Here is a 16130-nt window from a genome sequence, read left to right as displayed (position 1 = left end):
TTTCGTCATCTTAATCTATTAAATTATAAATATTCAGTAATATTTTCTGGATAAAATGATAGATTAGGGGAGGAAATGACTTGAGTAAGATGAAAAAGGTTTTATTACTAACAGTTATTTTGGTTCTTTCATTCAGCTCAGCGGTATTCGGTGCAACTGGCCCGGAATTTGGTCCACAAAAGAACTTGCCAGCTGCGGCTCAATCTAATAAGAAAGTACCGGATCGTTTAGTGGATCCGAAGAATCCGGATGAGAATGTCCGTATAATCGTGGAGATGGAACAAGCTCCAACGATTGAAAATGCGACGAAACGAGGCAAGCTTTATAAAGAATTAGGTAGTGCAGAACGTAAAAACTTAGAAAAAGCAGCGAAGGATAATCAGGGGAAAGTAAAAGCTTCCGTAAGACGCACTGCACCTTCTATTAAATTTAAAGGTGAGTTTGTTACAGTGTTCAACGGATTCTCTGCTGAAGTGGAAGCGGGCTCCGTAGAGGAAATTTCTAAAGTAGAGGGCGTTAAAGCTGTCTACGAATCTACTGAGTATGAGCGCCCAGTAGAAAAGCCGGAAATGATTTATTCCAAGGAATTAGTACAAGCGCAACAAGCTTGGAATGATTATGGTTTCAAAGGTGAAGGCATGGTTGTTGGTGTCATTGATACAGGAATCGACCCTTCTCATAAGGACATGGTTCTGACAGACGATTCGACTGGTGAAATCAAGGCGAACGATGTCGCAGTTCTATTGGCTGACGGTAGTATCGAAGCAGGTAAATACTATACTCCGAAAGTTCCTTTCGGCTACAACTATATGGATGATAATCATATTATCTTAGATTTGGGACCTGACGCTTCCATGCATGGAATGCACGTAGCTGGAACAGTAGGTGCAAATGGTGATGAAGAAAATGGCGGCGTAAAAGGTGTTGCTCCAGAAGCACAGCTTCTTGCGTTGAAAGTATTCGGTAACGATCCTTTATTCCCGTCTACTTATGGTGATATTTACATTGAAGCGATCGACGACGCGATTAAATTAGGCGCTGACGTCATCAACATGTCTCTCGGATCTACTGCAGGTTATGTAGATGCGGATAATCCAGAGCAACAAGCAGTTAAACGTGCTGTAGACAACGGTGTCCTTGTAGCGATTTCTGCAGGTAACTCAGCGTTGGCGGGAGATGGATTCTACTATCCATATGCAGAAAACCAAGACTATGGTTTGACGGGTTCTCCAAGCGTTGCGAATGAATCATTAGGTGTTGCGTCATTTGAAAACAGCACGCTTACAGCGTATAGCTATGACTATACGATTGACGGCGAAGCTGCAGGGAATGCGCTTTACTTAGCGGCAAATAATGTAGATCCAGTTTCTACATTTAACGGTCCAGTTGAATTGATGGACGCAGGTCTTGGTGGGCCTGAGGACTTTGAAGGCAAGGACTTTACAGGAAAGATTGCGTTGATACAACGTGGTACTTATGGATTTGTTGATAAAGGATTGAATGCACAAGCTGCTGGCGCAGTGGGTGTCATCATTTACAACAACCAAGAAGGTACAGTCAACATGGCATCTGATCCAGCGATTCAAATCCCTTACTTGTTCTCCTTGAAGGCAGATGGGGATGTGTTGGCAGCGGCTTTGCGCGCAGGCCAAACGGTTGCGGTTGAATTCAATGGGGAATTCACGAATACAGCTAACCCGAAAGCAGGTCTAATGAGTGACTTCACTTCTTGGGGGCCAACTCCAAATCTTGACTTCAAACCTGAAATTACAGCTCCAGGTGGTAATATCTTCTCTACATTGAATAATGATCAATACGGGATCATGAGCGGTACGTCCATGGCGGCGCCTCACGTAGCAGGCGGAGCGGCATTAGTATTTGAACGTGTCGATACTGAGTTCGGATTGGAAGGCGCAGAACGAGTTCAGTTCGCGAAGAACTTATTGATGAACACTGCGAAGCCAATCGAGATGGCTGCTGGCGAATATGTATCACCACGTCGTCAAGGTGCAGGTCTAATGCAATTGGCTAATGCGTTAAACACAGATGTAGTGGTTACGAATAAAGCAACTGGTGAAGCGAAGGTTGCATTGAAAGAAATCAGTGGCAACTCAGCTACATTCAGTTTGGAAGCAGAAAACTTCTCAGATGAAGAGAAGACTTACAATGTAGAAGTGGCGGTACAAGTGGACGCATTGGCTTCTGTCGGTGGACAAGTTGTTACGGCACCGAATATTATCGGTTCAGAAGTTGTGACTGATGACGTTGCAATCGATGCACCTGATGCAGTTACGGTTCCTGCAAATGGAAAAGTGACAGTGGATGTATCAGTTGATTTGAGCGGATTGGAAGACCTTCGTACGTACTTCACGAATGGTTACTTCGTGGATGGATTTGTCACTTTAGTAGATCCAAATGAAGAAGTGTCTGGCAACGTTCCATTGACGGTTCCATTCTTCGGATTTAACGGAAGCTGGGATGATGCACCAATCTTCGATTATTTCGCTTGGGACGCGAAATCTCAATGGGGATTGACAGCTTTGGCTGACGAACAAGGTAATTTCATTGACGGTGGTTCAGAAGCATTCGACTTGGAACGTTTCGGATTCTCACCGAATGGAGACGGTATTCGTGACTTGGCGATTCCTGTATTCTCACTTATGAGAAATGCTAAAGACTTTAAGGTGGAAGTTGTAGATGCAGACGGAAACGTTCTACGTACAATCCGTACTGCGAAAGAATTACGTAAGCATTATACAAGCCCTGAGTACTACACTTACAACACGAACTACGGATGGGACGGATTGCTTAATGGCAAACCTGCTCCAGACGGACAGTATTTCATCAAACTTAGTGGGGTTATAGACTTTGCAGGTGCTGAATGGCAATCGATTCAATTCCCAGTGAAGGTTGATACAGTAGCTCCATCTGCGAAAGCAGCTTACGATGCAGAATTGAACTCTGTTTCAGTCAGTGACTTGGCTGATGAAGGTGTTGGCGTAGAGTATTGGGAAGTTCTTGTGAACGGTGAAACGGTTGCTGAATTGACTGCAGCTGAAGCGGAATATGCATTTGAATCCGAATTAGCTGAAGGAGATACTGTAACAGTCGTTGTATGGGATGCTGCTCGTAACTACAGTGAGGTTGAAGTGAACATGGATGGCGGATCACAAGCTGAAACAAATCCACCAGTGATTTACATTGAAGAACCAGGATTCTTCGCAGCTTATAATACGAATGAAGTATTGGTAAAAGGTAAAGTGGAAGATGAATCTGCTGTAACTTCATTGACAGTGAACGGAGAAGTGGTTGAAGACTTTGACGGTGTCAACTTCTCACACGTCTTGAACTTGGAAGATGGCGTGAAAGACGTCAAAGTTGCGGCTGTCGATGAGCACGGTAACGAAATGTCGATCCGTCGCATCATCTTCGTTGATACATTTGGACCGAAAGTGACAGTAGATAAGAAGTATCCAAAGAATGTGAAGGAAGATACTATTAAAGTTAAAGTCCGTGTCCAAGATAACTTCGACCAAGTACGACTGACTGTGAATGGTGATGAAAAATTCAATAAGGAATTGTCAGAACCGTACGGTATGAAAGGATTTGACCAAACGTTTGAAGTGGAATTGAACTTAGTTGATGGTGACAATGTATTCGAATTTGTCGTAGAAGACTTGGTTGGTCAAAAAGCTACTCAAACAATTACTATCAAGAAACAACCAGCCAAAGGTGACAAGCCTGGAAAGCCAGAAAAGCCTGGAAAACCAGGTAAGTAAGAAAAGTAAGTATAAATGCCATGAAGCAAATTTTGCTTCATGGCATTTTCTATGGGGTTTTTTCTTATTTAATTCTAAAGTCTTATAGGAACTAAATGAAATAGTGGTAATTATATGGAATTCGACAAAAATAGAAGGGATTCATCAACAGGTTTTGAGAAAATATTCCTTTCGTACTGGTTATAATGACATATATAAAGTAATAAAAATAATGGATGCGTTGAAATACTTTCTGTATGTGGGCACCTGGAAAGTATGGAGCTGTTGGTGCAACCGGCCTGATTTGACTTGAACTGATATTCAAGGTAATGAGGCTATTTATTATGTCAAAGGGGGACGCGAGGGATGTGTTGTGTTAAAGAAAAGTGGGGTTTTGAACAATTATGGTCGTGATCAATTACTTGAGTACTGTGATTCAAAAGTCCCCTTCCAGTCAATTGCACTTAGGTTTGGTCTATCGAACTCTTTCTTTATTCTTAACATCGTTATTCTATCTAATCGGAAGCTACGGTCAACCCTTCCATATCAAATTAAGTTCAGTAGTTGCCATTAGTCTATTAGCAATTGCCTCGACACATCTTTATAACAAATTTGAACTGAAACATACTTTCCTAAAATTATTTGTACTTATTGAACTAATTTTCCTACTATTTTTTGTCTTATATACAGGGGGAATCGAGAGTCCATTTATTTGGTATTCTTTGAATCCTATATTAGTAGCAATAAGCTTTTTATCACCCATTTTCAGCTGGGGACTTTTGTTTAGTTACTTAGCTTCGATTACATTTTTATCAGGAACAAACATTTCCTTTTCTGATGTTCTTTTAATTATGGAAGAAAGTGCATTTATATATTTGGCTTGCTTGCTGGGGGTTTTACTGGCGAACCTCTTTTCCCGTTTAACAAGAGAGCTTGATTTGAAAATGGAGGAATTAAAAGAGGCAAATGAACAATTATTGGAGTTGAACAGAAAGCATGAGGCGGCAATTGAACAAGTGGTTTCGTTAAATAATGAGATGAATCGTTATTCAACGAAGATGGCCATATTAGAGGAACAAAACCGAATTGCAAATGAAATCCACGACAATGTTTCTCAAAAACTCTTTGGTCTAGTCTATTCACTACACAATCTCCAACATAAGTATAAAAATGTGGAGTTGAGTCATGACCTCCACTTTTTAGGCCGTATTGCCAATGAGGCAATGAAGGAGATCAGGGCAGCGATATATCGACTTAGTTCCGTGAAGAAAGGTGAGCAACCAGTTTTAAATCAGTTCCGTCTTTTCTTGGATGAATTTTCAACCTTACATGGTGTTAAAGTGATTCATCAAGTTTCAGGTGTCGAGTCTGCATTAAGTTATAAGCTTAAAGAATCACTTATTCGAATTCTAAACGAAGCATGCGGCAATGCAGTACGTCATGGGAAATGTGAACGTATTTATGTTTCTATGACAGTTACCGAGGATGCAACGGTCTTGGAAATTCATGATAATGGATCAGGCATGGTTATAAAGCCGAATAGGGAAGAAGAAGGCATTGGTCTTCATAATATTAAAAAGATTGTCGGTTCATTTGGTGGAGTAGTTGCGATCGATAGTGAAATTGGCAAAGGTACCAGTCTACAGATTGAAATACCAAATCGAAACATGCAAAAGGTGGTAGGGATATGAAGGTAGTAATAGTGGATGATCACCCATTAATTCGGAAAGGGATAGCTGAATTAGTTACAATAGAAGATTCTATGGAAGTAGTAGGTGAGGCCTCGGATTACACTGAAGGACTAAATAGAATCATTGAACTTAAGCCGGATCTTGCGATTGTTGATCTGCGATTGGCTGGTAAATCCGGCTTGGCTTTAGTGAAGGAATGCAGGGAAAAGGGTGTCAATTCTAAGTTTACTATTTTAACCTCTTCTTCAAACCAACAGGATTTCAACCAGGCTAAACAGGTAGGAGTAGACGGTTATATATTGAAGGAAGCTCTGCCGGAAGAACTATTGCATGCATTAAAAGTGATTGGTAAAGGAAGGAAGTATTTCGATCCAGGTGTACTTGAATTAATGACAAATGAAGTGGAAGAGGATGAATTCATCGAACATCTTACACCAAAGGAAAAGGAAGTACTTATTGAGCTCGGAAAGGGCATGTCTAACCGTGACATTTCCGAACGGTTATTTGTCACAGAATACACTGTAAAGAAACATGTGAGCCAGATCTTAGCGAAATTGGAGCTCACAGATCGGACTCAGGCAGCATTGTACGCAAATGCAAAAGGATTAGTTTCATACGCCATTAACTGATTTAGTGACTTAGGGTGAATCCCTAAGTCTTTTTTAATGTTTTTGACTACCTAAGGAACAAGATCACATTGCACTGTTAGAAAAAAAGAAGAAAAGTAATCATGTTTCGTACTGAACTTGCATAATCATGATGAATGAAGAATCCCTACTTAAGTCCCAATGACGAAATGGGTATTAATTCCTTTTGGTTGAATCATTTCAATATATATTTCCTTGGAACTTATTATTGATGAATTCCTTTCATGTTGGCCGATTATTTCACATACAAGATACATATAAACTTTCTAAAGCAAATCTTGGGGGACGGCCATATGAAAAGGATTCTTTTGTTTCTAATGGTTTTACTAATTTTGTTCATTGTTATTGATCAATCACCTATTAAAGAAGGTTCAATAAAGCCACGACATATGACAGAGATAGATGCAGCTCTACAAACAGAAGGGGATATAAACAAGTTTAACCAAGTCGAGGATTCATGTGTGAGTGATGAAGAGGTTTTAACGGGAAGTAAAAGCGACTGGGTATTACTTTGGAGTGATGAGTTTAATAGCGATTGTTTAGACATGGAAAAATGGAACATGGAGGATTGGGCTGCTTTAAAAAACAATGAATTACAGTACTATTCTCCAAATAACGTCCAAGTTGAAGATGGCGTTTTAAAATTAGTTAGCAGAAAAGAGCAGTACAGAGGTAAAAGCTATACTTCCGGAGCCATTCATACGAAAGATAAATTTGAGTTTTCTCATGGCAAGGTTGAGATGAGAGCTAAACTTCCTGCAGGCCAAGGACTTTTTCCTGCTTTTTGGATGATGACAAATAAGGAAAAAACATGGCTACCCGAGATAGATATCATGGAAATGCTTGGTCATAAAACGAACGAAATTTGGATGGTCGTTCATTGGCTGAATGAAGAAGGTGAATTAACGAGTGATAGCAGTTCATTCACAGGTCCGGATTATTCCAAAGACTTTCATACATTCAGTATCGAATGGACGTCTGGATCAATCACATGGTTTATTGACGGCATAGCAAGATATAGTACAGATGCCTATGTGCCGAGAGAAAATATGTATCTATATTTAAATACCGCTATCGGAGGGAATTGGCCGGGATCACCGGATCAAACCACTGAATTTCCAGCAGTATTTGAAATCGATTATGTAAGAGTCTATAAAAACCGAGGAGAATAAGATCTCCCTTCATATAAAACCGTTTTATTGAGAGTTTTAGAAATACGGAGGTAAGAATCAATGGTGTTATTCATTACTCTGTTTCTCTTTACTGTTTTCGCTTTCTTTCAAACGTTATACATCTTTGTCCCTCTTTATACAAGTAAAAAGAAAGTGAAGTTATATCCAAGAAAAGAGAAAGGGTTTAGCATATTAATACCGATGTTTAATGAAATGCTTGTAGTTGAAAATTGTTTGAAAGGGATATTCAATCTCCAATACAAAAACGTTGAAGTCCTGTTTATTAATGACGGATCGACCGATGATACGTTTGAAACTCTTTGTAATCACCTTAATCTTGTTAAATCTGACCGACCCATAAATGGGACACTTACACAAGCAAGGATAGCCGATATATATCGATCGGAAATATACCCGAACATTTGGGTGATCAATAAAGAAAATGGAGGTAAGGCAGATTCGCTTAATGTAGGAATCGATTATGCGCAAAATGAGCTGATCGTCACGTTAGATGCAGACTGTATACTTGAACCTAACTCAATAAATGAGATGAATCGGACATTTTCAGACGAAAATATTATTGCAGCAGGCGGTTTAGTCAATATCGTACAAGGTTTTACTTATGACGGTTCCAAATTTATCCCGCACTTTAAGACTCCTAATTTAATCAGCTTTCAAGTAGTTCGATACTTGACCGGCTTTTATATGAATAAGATCACCCAAGCCAAGCTCGGATCATTAACCGTTATATCCGGAGCTTTCGGTACTTTTCGAAGAGAAATACTGATCCTGGCAAGTGGCTACCGGCAAACTGTCGGTGAAGATATGGACATTACACTAAGGATCCAAGAATTGATCGGTACCGTACTAAAAGGAAAACGAGTAACATTTGTTCCTGAAGCAATTTGCTATACAGAATGCCCCACAACATTAAAAAACCTCTTTAAACAGCGGATTCGTTGGCAAAAAGCATTTGTCGACTGTATCATTACGTATCGGAAATCTTTCTATCGAAAAATGAATTTTAGCGTATCTACATTTATACTGATAGACTCTCTCCTCCTCGGTACTTTATCTGCCTATCCTATCCTTTTCATCCCCATGATTCTTCTACTTTCTTTGAATCATATCAAACTATTTATATTATTATTTGCGATATCCGGAAGTTTAGCTATGCTGTTGAATTTTGCAACGGTAATTGTCTCAAAAAGATACGGCCATGTGTACGGTGTAAAAGACTCATTTTTATTGCTCCTCTTTCTTCCTATGGAAGTGATGTTTTTTAGGATTACAGAAGTGATTTTCGTCACTTTCGGAACCATTATTTACTTCTTCAATAGACATGGTTGGAGCCGATCGGAACGAATTGGGAAACCTATTATGATTCAAAACCAAATAAATGTGCACATACGCGATCCTTTTGGAGGGTAATGAGATGAGAAAGTATTTTGCATCAAACCTATTGTTCACCCTCATTTTTTTAGTTGTGATCGTACCACTTTCTTATTTGCTCCTACATTATGTATTTAGTTCTATAACTGGTCCTGTCGCAGCAAGTGAACCGCTTAGTCAAGCTGGTATTGCTCAGAATTCCACTAACCGGGATTTTTCCGAAGCGAAGGATTATGCAGAACGGGTAACAGTATTGATGTACCATCAAATTATTCCTGAGAAAAAGCTAATGGAACACCATTTTACAGAAGCAAATGAATTGATTGACTCGATTGTAACGCTCGAACAATTTACGGAGCAGATGGATTATTTAACGAATCAAGACTATACGGTCTTAAGCCTTAAGGAATTTGAAGAGTTTATGATCAAGCATAAAAAGGTACCGGAAAAAAGTGTGTTAATTACATTCGATGATGGTTATAAAAATGTATTTGAATTTGCCTATCCTGTCTTGAAAGAGCGTGGCTTTCACGCAGTTCATTTTCTCATTACGGGTTTAATTACAGAGCGGACACATCCATTTACTGCATCCAAACTTCAGTATGCCAGCATTGAAGAATTAATAGAATCATCGGATGTCTTCGATTACGGAAACCATACACACTCATTCCATCGAAAAACAGAGGAAGGTTCAGCGTTTCTCACGACATTAGGGGAGGAAATTGTAAAAGAGGATTTGGAAAAAGCAATTGAGTGGTTAGGGCATTCGGAACTGTTTGCCGCACCATACGGAGAATATAGCCCCGCTACTTTGGATATCTTAAGAGATCTGGGTATGAAAATGGCATTTACTGTCTCACCCGGTTACGCTGAACCATCTAATCACATTTTAGAAATTCCCAGATATGGTGTTTACCCATTTTATACGATGGAGGATTTTAAATATATTCTTGAACAATCTTTAAAGGATTGAAATTTGGGTAACGTTCTTGCTGACTTCAAAGGCTGAATATATTAATGGGGAAGTCATCCGCATCGATGGTGGATTTACGAATACAAAATGCGAACGCCTTGGGCTAACAAGCTCAAGGTGTTATTATTTCAACATTTTTTTATTTAATTCTACAAAACTATTTGACTATTCAAAATGAATCCTGTACTCTGTGTAATGTATACATAACAAAAAATGGAGGGGATAAGGATTGAAAAACGTTTTAAAGATCACCCCTATCGAAAAGGCAAAAACAGCGAAAGAGATTGTGTACGAAGAATTGAAAACTGCTATTTTCAGAGGCGATCTCAGACCTGATGAGTATTTGACGGAGACAATTTTAGCCCAGTCATTGAATACTTCTCGTACCCCGGTTCGTGAAGCGGTCAGTGATTTGGTGAAGGATGGGTTGCTCGAGGCTGTACCACGCAAAGGGTTGAAAGTGCGTGAGATCAGTGATGAAGAAAAGGAGCAGATTTTCTATTTACGGATTTCAATTGAAAAAGAGGTTTTGAGAAGACTGGTTCATCAAGTCACCCCGGATCAAATCCAGGAGATGCGGGACATCATCGATGAGATGAGGGAGACGATTCAGAAGAACGATCGGATTGCCAACATCGAATTGGATCAGAAGTTCCACAGATTGTTCATCACATTCTCTGGCCAGAACATTTTAGGGAGCGTCCTATCCGATATTTATAATTTAACACGTCTTGTAGGACATGCAGCTTTAGGTAAGACAGGTCGGATGGAAGAGGTCATCGAGGAACATACGGAAATCGTGGATGCTTTGGAAAGTAAAGATGAAGCGTTTGTTCTTCAAAAGTTGGAGGATCATCTCCTGAAGACGAAAGAGTCAATTACAAAGGCACAAGGGAATTCTTAATGGATGATTTGTAAGCGTTGTCAGAGTGGAGGAAGCTATGAAGAATTTATTGGAAATAATCGTGAATGACGAGAAAAAGAGTGTACATGTAGGTGGCGTTTACTGCATCGGATATGCTGGCCGAGATGTTGAAAAGACGATGGAGCATGTCATCGAGCTTGAAGAAATCGGAGTTCCAAGACCACCGGAAATCCCGATGCTCTACCCGGTTCGTACGAATAGCTTGAACCAGATCGAAGAGATTGAGGTTTTAGGCAATGAAACGAGTGGAGAAGCCGAAATCGTTTTGGTATTCGGTGACAGTGAGGATGAAGCGTACATTACAATCGGTAGTGATCATACAGACCGTGGACTTGAGACGGTTGATATAAACAAATCAAAGCAAGTATGTGATAAGCCGATTGGAAAAAAAGCTTGGAAACTGCAAGACGTCATCGGTCATTGGGATGAGCTGGTTTTAAAAGCAGAGGTTGAAATAACAGAAGGTGGCGAGTGGGTTAACTATCAAAACGCGCCAATCAGTTCAATCATTTCACTTGAAGACATTAAAGCTTATTTAAAGAAAAAAGGTGTTCCTTTAACAAACAGTGTCGTGTTCTCTGGAACCGTGCCATTGCTTGAAGGGTTCAAATATGGGACAGGCTTCAGAATGACATTCGTGGATCCAGTTCGAAAAGATGAGATCCATGGCTACTACAAAGTTCGTAACCTTGAAAGGGAGTGAGGGTGTTGAAAACAGCAATCTATCAGATGCAAGTCGTTCCGGGGAAACCGGAAGAGAATATGCTGAAGATCAGTGAATTTGTCCGTTTGGCTTGCGAGTCGGATAAGCCGGATGTCGTGGTTCTTCCCGAAATGTGGACAACATCCTATACGCTGAAGGAGATTCATCTCCATGCGGATGAGGACGGGAAGCAGGTTGTCCCTTTCTTGCAAACGCTTGCAAAGTCTTATGATGTCAACATTGTCGGAGGCTCATTTGCAAATAAGGTTGGAGGCAAGGTGTATAACACAGCTGTGGTCGTCGACCGTAAAGGGACAGTCGTCTATAAATACGATAAGGTCCACTTAGTGCCGATGCTTCAGGAGCCGGATTTCTTAGAAGGCGGACAAGCAGTGCCGGAAGTGTTTGAGCTGGATGGAGTGAAAGCGGGAGTCATTATTTGTTACGATTTGCGCTTCCCGGAATTAATCCGTCCGCTTGCTTTAGAAGATGCGGAGGTTTTATTCATCGTAGCTGAATGGCCAGAGGCGAGGATTAATCATTGGAAGACACTGCAAATCGCTCGGGCGATCGAGAACCAAATGTTCGTCGTATCCGCCAATAGTGTCGGAACATATGACGGCGTCACTTATGGCGGCACTTCGCTGATCATCGATCCTTGGGGAGAAGTGCTGGCTGAAGGTGGAATGGACGAAGGCGTACTGGAAGCTGAGTTCGATGTGAAATTAACAATGGAAGTACGGGAAAAAGTACCTGTCTTTACAAGCCGGGTACCTCATTTATACAAATCACATTCTTAGGGGGAATGGAAAATGAAGAAAACGATTAAAGCAATGGCTGCAGCAGCAGGTTTGGCAATGGTTTTAGCAGGATGTTCCGGAGATGGAGGAAATGCTGACGGTGGAGCCGTTACATTGAAGTTGGCCCACACTGGTTCAGACACGCACCAATATCAAATCGGTGCAGCTGAGTTTGCTAAATTAGTAGAAGAGAAGTCTGATGGGGATATCAAGATCGAAATCCATGGTAACGCAACACTTGGCAGTGAAGCGGAAGCAATCGAGCAAGTGATCGACGGTACATTGGATATGACAGTTGTTGCGGCTGATAGTTCATTGGCTAATACAGTTCCTGAAATGAACCTATTTGGACTTCCGTATATATTTGAAGACCGCGAGCACGTATATAGCAAATTAGATGGCGAGCCTGGTCAAGAGTTGTTGGGGTTAGTCGATGATGCCAACATGAAAGGTCTTGGATTCTGGGAAGTCGGCTTCCGTCATTTGACGAACAATAAGAAACCGATCAACGTTCCGGAAGATGTAAAAGGAATGAAGATCCGTGTGCAGCCTGCACCAGTTTGGGAAGCACATATGAATGCATTGGGTGCAAGTGCGACACCGGTAGCATTCAATGAATTGTATTCTGCTTTGGATCAAGGATTGGTTGATGGACAAGAAAACCCGATTTCTTCTATCTATTCGATGAAATTCTATGAAGTTCAAAAATATATTGCGTTGACTGGCCATACGTATACACCGGCTGTCGTCATTGCGAGTCAAAATGCTTGGGACAAGCTGACTGATGAACAGAAATCGATCATTGAAGAAGCAGTAAAAGAAACTGCAACTTATCAACGTGATTACTTAGCTGGGAAAGAAGAAGAAATCATTAATGAGCTGAAAGGTGAAGGCGTTGAATTTACTGAGCCTGATCGTGAAGCATTCAAAGAAGCGACAAAGGATGTAAAAGAAGCATTGAAAGAACAAGTGCCAGCAGAATTGATTGAGGAGATGCAAGCGAAGTAATTCTGCTGAAGGGGGATCGGGTATGATCTTAGAAAAAGCTGACCATTGGATTACCAAACTATTAGAGTTCATTATTACAGTCTGCCTATCCGTTACCGTCATTTTGACGCTTGTGCAAGTCATTTTCCGCTTTGTTTTGAAGATGTCACTAAGCTGGTCACAGGAAGTCGTCATGATCAGCTTCGTGTACAGTGTTCTCTTCGGAGCGGCACTTGCCTTTAAAAATAGTGAGCATTTAACGGTCGATATATTTGAAAACGCCAAGCCGATTGTACAAAAGATATTTAATGTCATTTCGTTTACTGCAGTGGCCATCATGATTGTTGTACTGATCGTTTATGGGTTTCAGTTAGTTGCGGATAACTTGGCATCCGGACAAATCGTCGGATTCTTGCCTATCAAAAAGGGTTATGTGTATTTGGCATTGCCATTAAGCGCCATATTCATGCTCTATTACCATGTGAAGAGGGTGATTCCATGGCGTGGCTGATTTTATTACTATTTGTCTTAATTTTGCTAAGGGTGCCGATCGCTTTCGGGTTGAGTTTTGTTTCGTTCTTAGGGATTATGATGACGGATCCGGGGTTATTGATAAATGTTCCACGTCGGATTTTCAACGGGATCGATAGCTTTACGCTCATTGCCGTACCGTTGTTCATCCTGGCTGGGGAATTGATGACGCAAGGCGGGATTTCCAAACGATTAATCAGTTTCTCGCAAACGCTTGTCGGACATATGTATGGGGGTCTTGCACTCGTAGTTGTATTGGCCAGCATGTTCTTCTCGGCACTTACGGGAACTGCGATTGCCGCAGCTGCAGCAATCGGTGGGATGATGATCCCGGCCATGACGAAGGAAGGATATGACATCCGGTTCTCGACCAGTTTAGTCGCATCCTCTTCTACAATCGGTCCGATCATTCCGCCGAGTATCGTCCTGATCCTGTACGGAGTCATTGCGAGTGAATCGATTGGAGACCTCTTTATAGCGGGGGTTATACCAGGTATTTTGATGGGTGCAGCCCTGATGATTTACAGCTACTACGTAGGGAAGAAAAATAACTATCGTTCGCGTGCTGAGCGTGCGTCATTTAAAGAAATTATCGTTGGTGCAAAGGATGCCGTACTGGCGTTGCTCATGCCTCTCATCATCATCGGCGGAATTGTGTCCGGTTATTTTACAGCTACCGAATCCGGGGTAATCGCAGTACTGTATGCCTTCATTATCGGTATGTTTGTTTATAGAGAATTGAAATTCAAGGACCTATGGCAAATTGTGTTGAACACAGCAAAGACGACAGCGACGATTGTGTTCTTAATCGGAAGCGCCTCGCTCTTCATTTGGTTCCTATCGTTCAACAGCATTCCGAACCAGTTAGTTGAACTGATGGGTCCTGTAGCGGAAAATCAGTTCCTATTGTTATTGGTGATCAATATCGTGTTGTTAATCGCGGGTACATTCATTGACACGATCAGTGCCGTATCCATCTTCACACCGTTGTTCTTACCTTTAATCTTGGCTGCTGGCATTGACCCTGTACACTTTGGGATTGTCATGGCAGTCAACTTGACAGTCGGTATGGTCACTCCGCCTCTTGGAGTCTGCCTGTTTGTCACAGCGGGTATCGGAAAGATCAGCGTACCGAAGATGTTCAAGTACTTAGTGCCACAGATTATTATATTGATAGTTGTGCTTCTAATTGTTACTTATTTACCGGATGTCATTATGTTCCCGGTAGAGTTCTTTAATGGGTGATGAGTAGATTTGTAGAATGTCCGGTTCCTTCGGGGGCTGGGCATTTTTGTATGAAGCCATTGAAAATATTCACCACTGCTTTATACTATTAAATGGATAAAGTATGAGGAGATGTCTGGATTGACTACAGCCAAGATTAATCGGATTTTAGAGAAAGCAATGCCGTTCTTCATTCCTGCAAGTGTCATTGTCGGGATTTTGTTATCGGATTATATTAAGGGTTATGAGTATTTAGTGCCGTGGTTATTTGCTGTTATGACGTTGGTCGGAAGTTTGAATTCGAATTTCATTTCGCTGAAGCATGCAGTGACACACCCGCTGCCATTAGTTCTCATTTTAGTGATTTTACATATTGTTATGCCTATATTTGCATGGGGAGTAGGTCATATTTTATTCCCAGGGGATATCTACACAATTACCGGGCTGATTTTAGGGATGGCCATTCCGACAGGCATTACGAGTTTTGTATGGGTTTCCATGTACCGGGGAAACTCGGCACTCGTGTTAGCGATCATTTTGATCTGTACATTGTTATCGCCGATTATTGTCCCGGCGACGATGTCATTCTTCGTTGGAGGAAATATTGAAATTGATGCGGTCGGTATCATGAAAGGACTTCTTTTGATGATTGTGTTGCCATCGGTACTCGGTATGGTGTTCAATCAATTTTCAAAGGAGAAAGCCGTAAAGTTGAGTAAACAGCTCGCACCCGTTTCGAAGATTTTCATGGGAGTCGTGGTAGCTTTAAACGGAGCGGTTGTTGCACCTTACTTAGTGGACGTAAGTTGGAAGCTTATTGGTATTGGCATAACGGTTTTATTCATCGCATTCTTAGGTTACGTCATTTCATTTTTGGCTGCCCGATGGTTCAAATTCGATCAAGAAAATACCGTGGCTATGATTTTTACCGGCGGCATGCGGAATATCAGCACTGGGGTAGTTATCGCAACAGCGTACTTCCCGGCGCCAGTTGCAATCCCTGTTGTATTGGCCATGCTCTTCCAGCAAGTTTTGGCATCCGTGTTTGGCGCGTTTATCGATAGGTTTTATGGTAAAGAAGAGGTTGTAATTGGAACAGAAAAATATTCAGGATGATGGATTCCCTCTTTGGCTTTGGCTGGAGGGGGTTTTTCGTTTAGAAATGCAGTAAATGCAAACTCTACTTTCTAAGACAGAAGATTTCTGCCTAAACCTATTAAAAAGATTGTGTAAATGAGAAATATTTAGATTAAAGTTATTGAATTAATAATAATTATGTGATAAATTCAATTCATCTAATGGAATGCTATTCCGGATAATGGAATAG

The 16130-nt window shown here is 41.0% G+C and carries 13 protein-coding genes and 1 riboswitch; all 13 genes read left to right on the top strand.

All coding sequences use genetic code 11. The annotated features are described in order from the left end of the window. Positions 1 to 89: 89 nt before the first annotated feature. The 13 genes from ACFOZY_RS05825 (at position 90) to ACFOZY_RS05765 (ending at position 15919) form a co-directional block, all read left to right on the top strand. The gene (locus ACFOZY_RS05825; protein ID WP_378153392.1) at positions 90 to 3779 is read left to right on the top strand and encodes a S8 family serine peptidase; all 3690 of its coding nucleotides are present in this window, start codon (positions 90 to 92) and stop codon (positions 3777 to 3779) included. Positions 3780 to 3983: 204 nt separating this feature from the next. Then, positions 3984 to 4066: riboswitch (cyclic di-GMP riboswitch) on the top strand. Positions 4067 to 4168: 102 nt separating this feature from the next. Further along, a complete protein-coding gene (locus ACFOZY_RS05820; RefSeq protein WP_378153267.1) occupies positions 4169 to 5449 on the top strand; it encodes a sensor histidine kinase in 1281 nt (426 codons plus the stop codon). Continuing rightward, a complete protein-coding gene (locus tag ACFOZY_RS05815) occupies positions 5446 to 6078 on the top strand; it encodes a response regulator (RefSeq protein ID WP_378153265.1) in 633 nt (210 codons plus the stop codon). Before ACFOZY_RS05820 ends, ACFOZY_RS05815 begins: the two co-directional genes overlap by 4 nt. Before the next feature lie 311 nt (positions 6079 to 6389). Further along, entirely contained in the window at positions 6390 to 7268 is an 879-nt protein-coding gene (locus tag ACFOZY_RS05810; RefSeq protein ID WP_378153263.1) for a glycoside hydrolase family 16 protein, read from the top strand. Positions 7269 to 7328: 60 nt separating this feature from the next. Continuing rightward, complete coding sequence (locus tag ACFOZY_RS05805) at positions 7329 to 8699, top strand: glycosyltransferase family 2 protein (RefSeq protein WP_378153261.1); 1371 nt, start codon at positions 7329 to 7331, stop codon at positions 8697 to 8699. A gap of 4 nt (positions 8700 to 8703) precedes the next feature. Next, complete coding sequence (locus ACFOZY_RS05800; protein ID WP_378153258.1) at positions 8704 to 9633, top strand: polysaccharide deacetylase family protein; 930 nt, start codon at positions 8704 to 8706, stop codon at positions 9631 to 9633. 229 nt (positions 9634 to 9862) lie between these two features. Then, positions 9863 to 10537 (top strand): GntR family transcriptional regulator, encoded by a 675-nt coding sequence (locus ACFOZY_RS05795; RefSeq protein WP_378153256.1) that lies wholly within the window; start codon positions 9863 to 9865, stop codon positions 10535 to 10537. Between the two features lie 37 nt (positions 10538 to 10574). After that, positions 10575 to 11261, top strand: a complete 687-nt coding sequence (locus tag ACFOZY_RS05790; RefSeq protein WP_378153254.1) for a DUF2848 family protein — start codon at positions 10575 to 10577, stop codon at positions 11259 to 11261. Positions 11262 to 11266: 5 nt separating this feature from the next. Beyond that, a complete protein-coding gene (locus ACFOZY_RS05785; protein ID WP_378153252.1) occupies positions 11267 to 12061 on the top strand; it encodes a carbon-nitrogen family hydrolase in 795 nt (264 codons plus the stop codon). 12 nt (positions 12062 to 12073) lie between these two features. Further along, positions 12074 to 13069 (top strand): TRAP transporter substrate-binding protein, encoded by a 996-nt coding sequence (locus ACFOZY_RS05780; protein WP_378153250.1) that lies wholly within the window; start codon positions 12074 to 12076, stop codon positions 13067 to 13069. A gap of 22 nt (positions 13070 to 13091) precedes the next feature. After that, positions 13092 to 13559 carry a TRAP transporter small permease gene (locus ACFOZY_RS05775; protein ID WP_378153248.1) on the top strand — a complete coding sequence of 156 codons (468 nt, stop codon included), beginning with the start codon at positions 13092 to 13094 and terminating at the stop codon, positions 13557 to 13559. Then, on the top strand, positions 13547 to 14824 hold the full coding sequence (locus tag ACFOZY_RS05770; protein ID WP_378153246.1) for a TRAP transporter large permease: 1278 nt from the start codon (positions 13547 to 13549) through the stop codon (positions 14822 to 14824). Before ACFOZY_RS05775 ends, ACFOZY_RS05770 begins: the two co-directional genes overlap by 13 nt. Before the next feature lie 120 nt (positions 14825 to 14944). Then, entirely contained in the window at positions 14945 to 15919 is a 975-nt protein-coding gene (locus ACFOZY_RS05765) for a bile acid:sodium symporter family protein (protein ID WP_378153245.1), read from the top strand. Positions 15920 to 16130 lie beyond the last annotated feature (211 nt).

Source organism: Chungangia koreensis (genome assembly GCF_042651785.1).
Taxonomy (GTDB): Bacteria; Bacillota; Bacilli; order Bacillales_A; family Planococcaceae; genus Chungangia; species Chungangia koreensis.
The sequence above is the reverse complement of the archived record's forward strand: the minus strand, read 5'-3'. Positions and strand labels throughout refer to the sequence as shown.

What these genes read in the sequence shown, in the direction of transcription:
- ACFOZY_RS05825 (WP_378153392.1), top strand. Translation starts at nt 90, where the DNA reads ATGAAAAAGGTTTTATTACTAACAGTTATTTTGGTTCTTTCATTCAGC.
- ACFOZY_RS05815 (WP_378153265.1), top strand. Translation starts at nt 5,446, where the DNA reads ATGAAGGTAGTAATAGTGGATGATCACCCATTAATTCGGAAAGGGATA.
- ACFOZY_RS05810 (WP_378153263.1), top strand. Translation starts at nt 6,390, where the DNA reads ATGAAAAGGATTCTTTTGTTTCTAATGGTTTTACTAATTTTGTTCATT.
- ACFOZY_RS05805 (WP_378153261.1), top strand. Translation starts at nt 7,329, where the DNA reads ATGGTGTTATTCATTACTCTGTTTCTCTTTACTGTTTTCGCTTTCTTT.
- ACFOZY_RS05800 (WP_378153258.1), top strand. Translation starts at nt 8,704, where the DNA reads ATGAGAAAGTATTTTGCATCAAACCTATTGTTCACCCTCATTTTTTTA.
- ACFOZY_RS05790 (WP_378153254.1), top strand. Translation starts at nt 10,575, where the DNA reads ATGAAGAATTTATTGGAAATAATCGTGAATGACGAGAAAAAGAGTGTA.
- ACFOZY_RS05780 (WP_378153250.1), top strand. Translation starts at nt 12,074, where the DNA reads ATGAAGAAAACGATTAAAGCAATGGCTGCAGCAGCAGGTTTGGCAATG.
- ACFOZY_RS05775 (WP_378153248.1), top strand. Translation starts at nt 13,092, where the DNA reads ATGATCTTAGAAAAAGCTGACCATTGGATTACCAAACTATTAGAGTTC.
- ACFOZY_RS05770 (WP_378153246.1), top strand. Translation starts at nt 13,547, where the DNA reads ATGGCGTGGCTGATTTTATTACTATTTGTCTTAATTTTGCTAAGGGTG.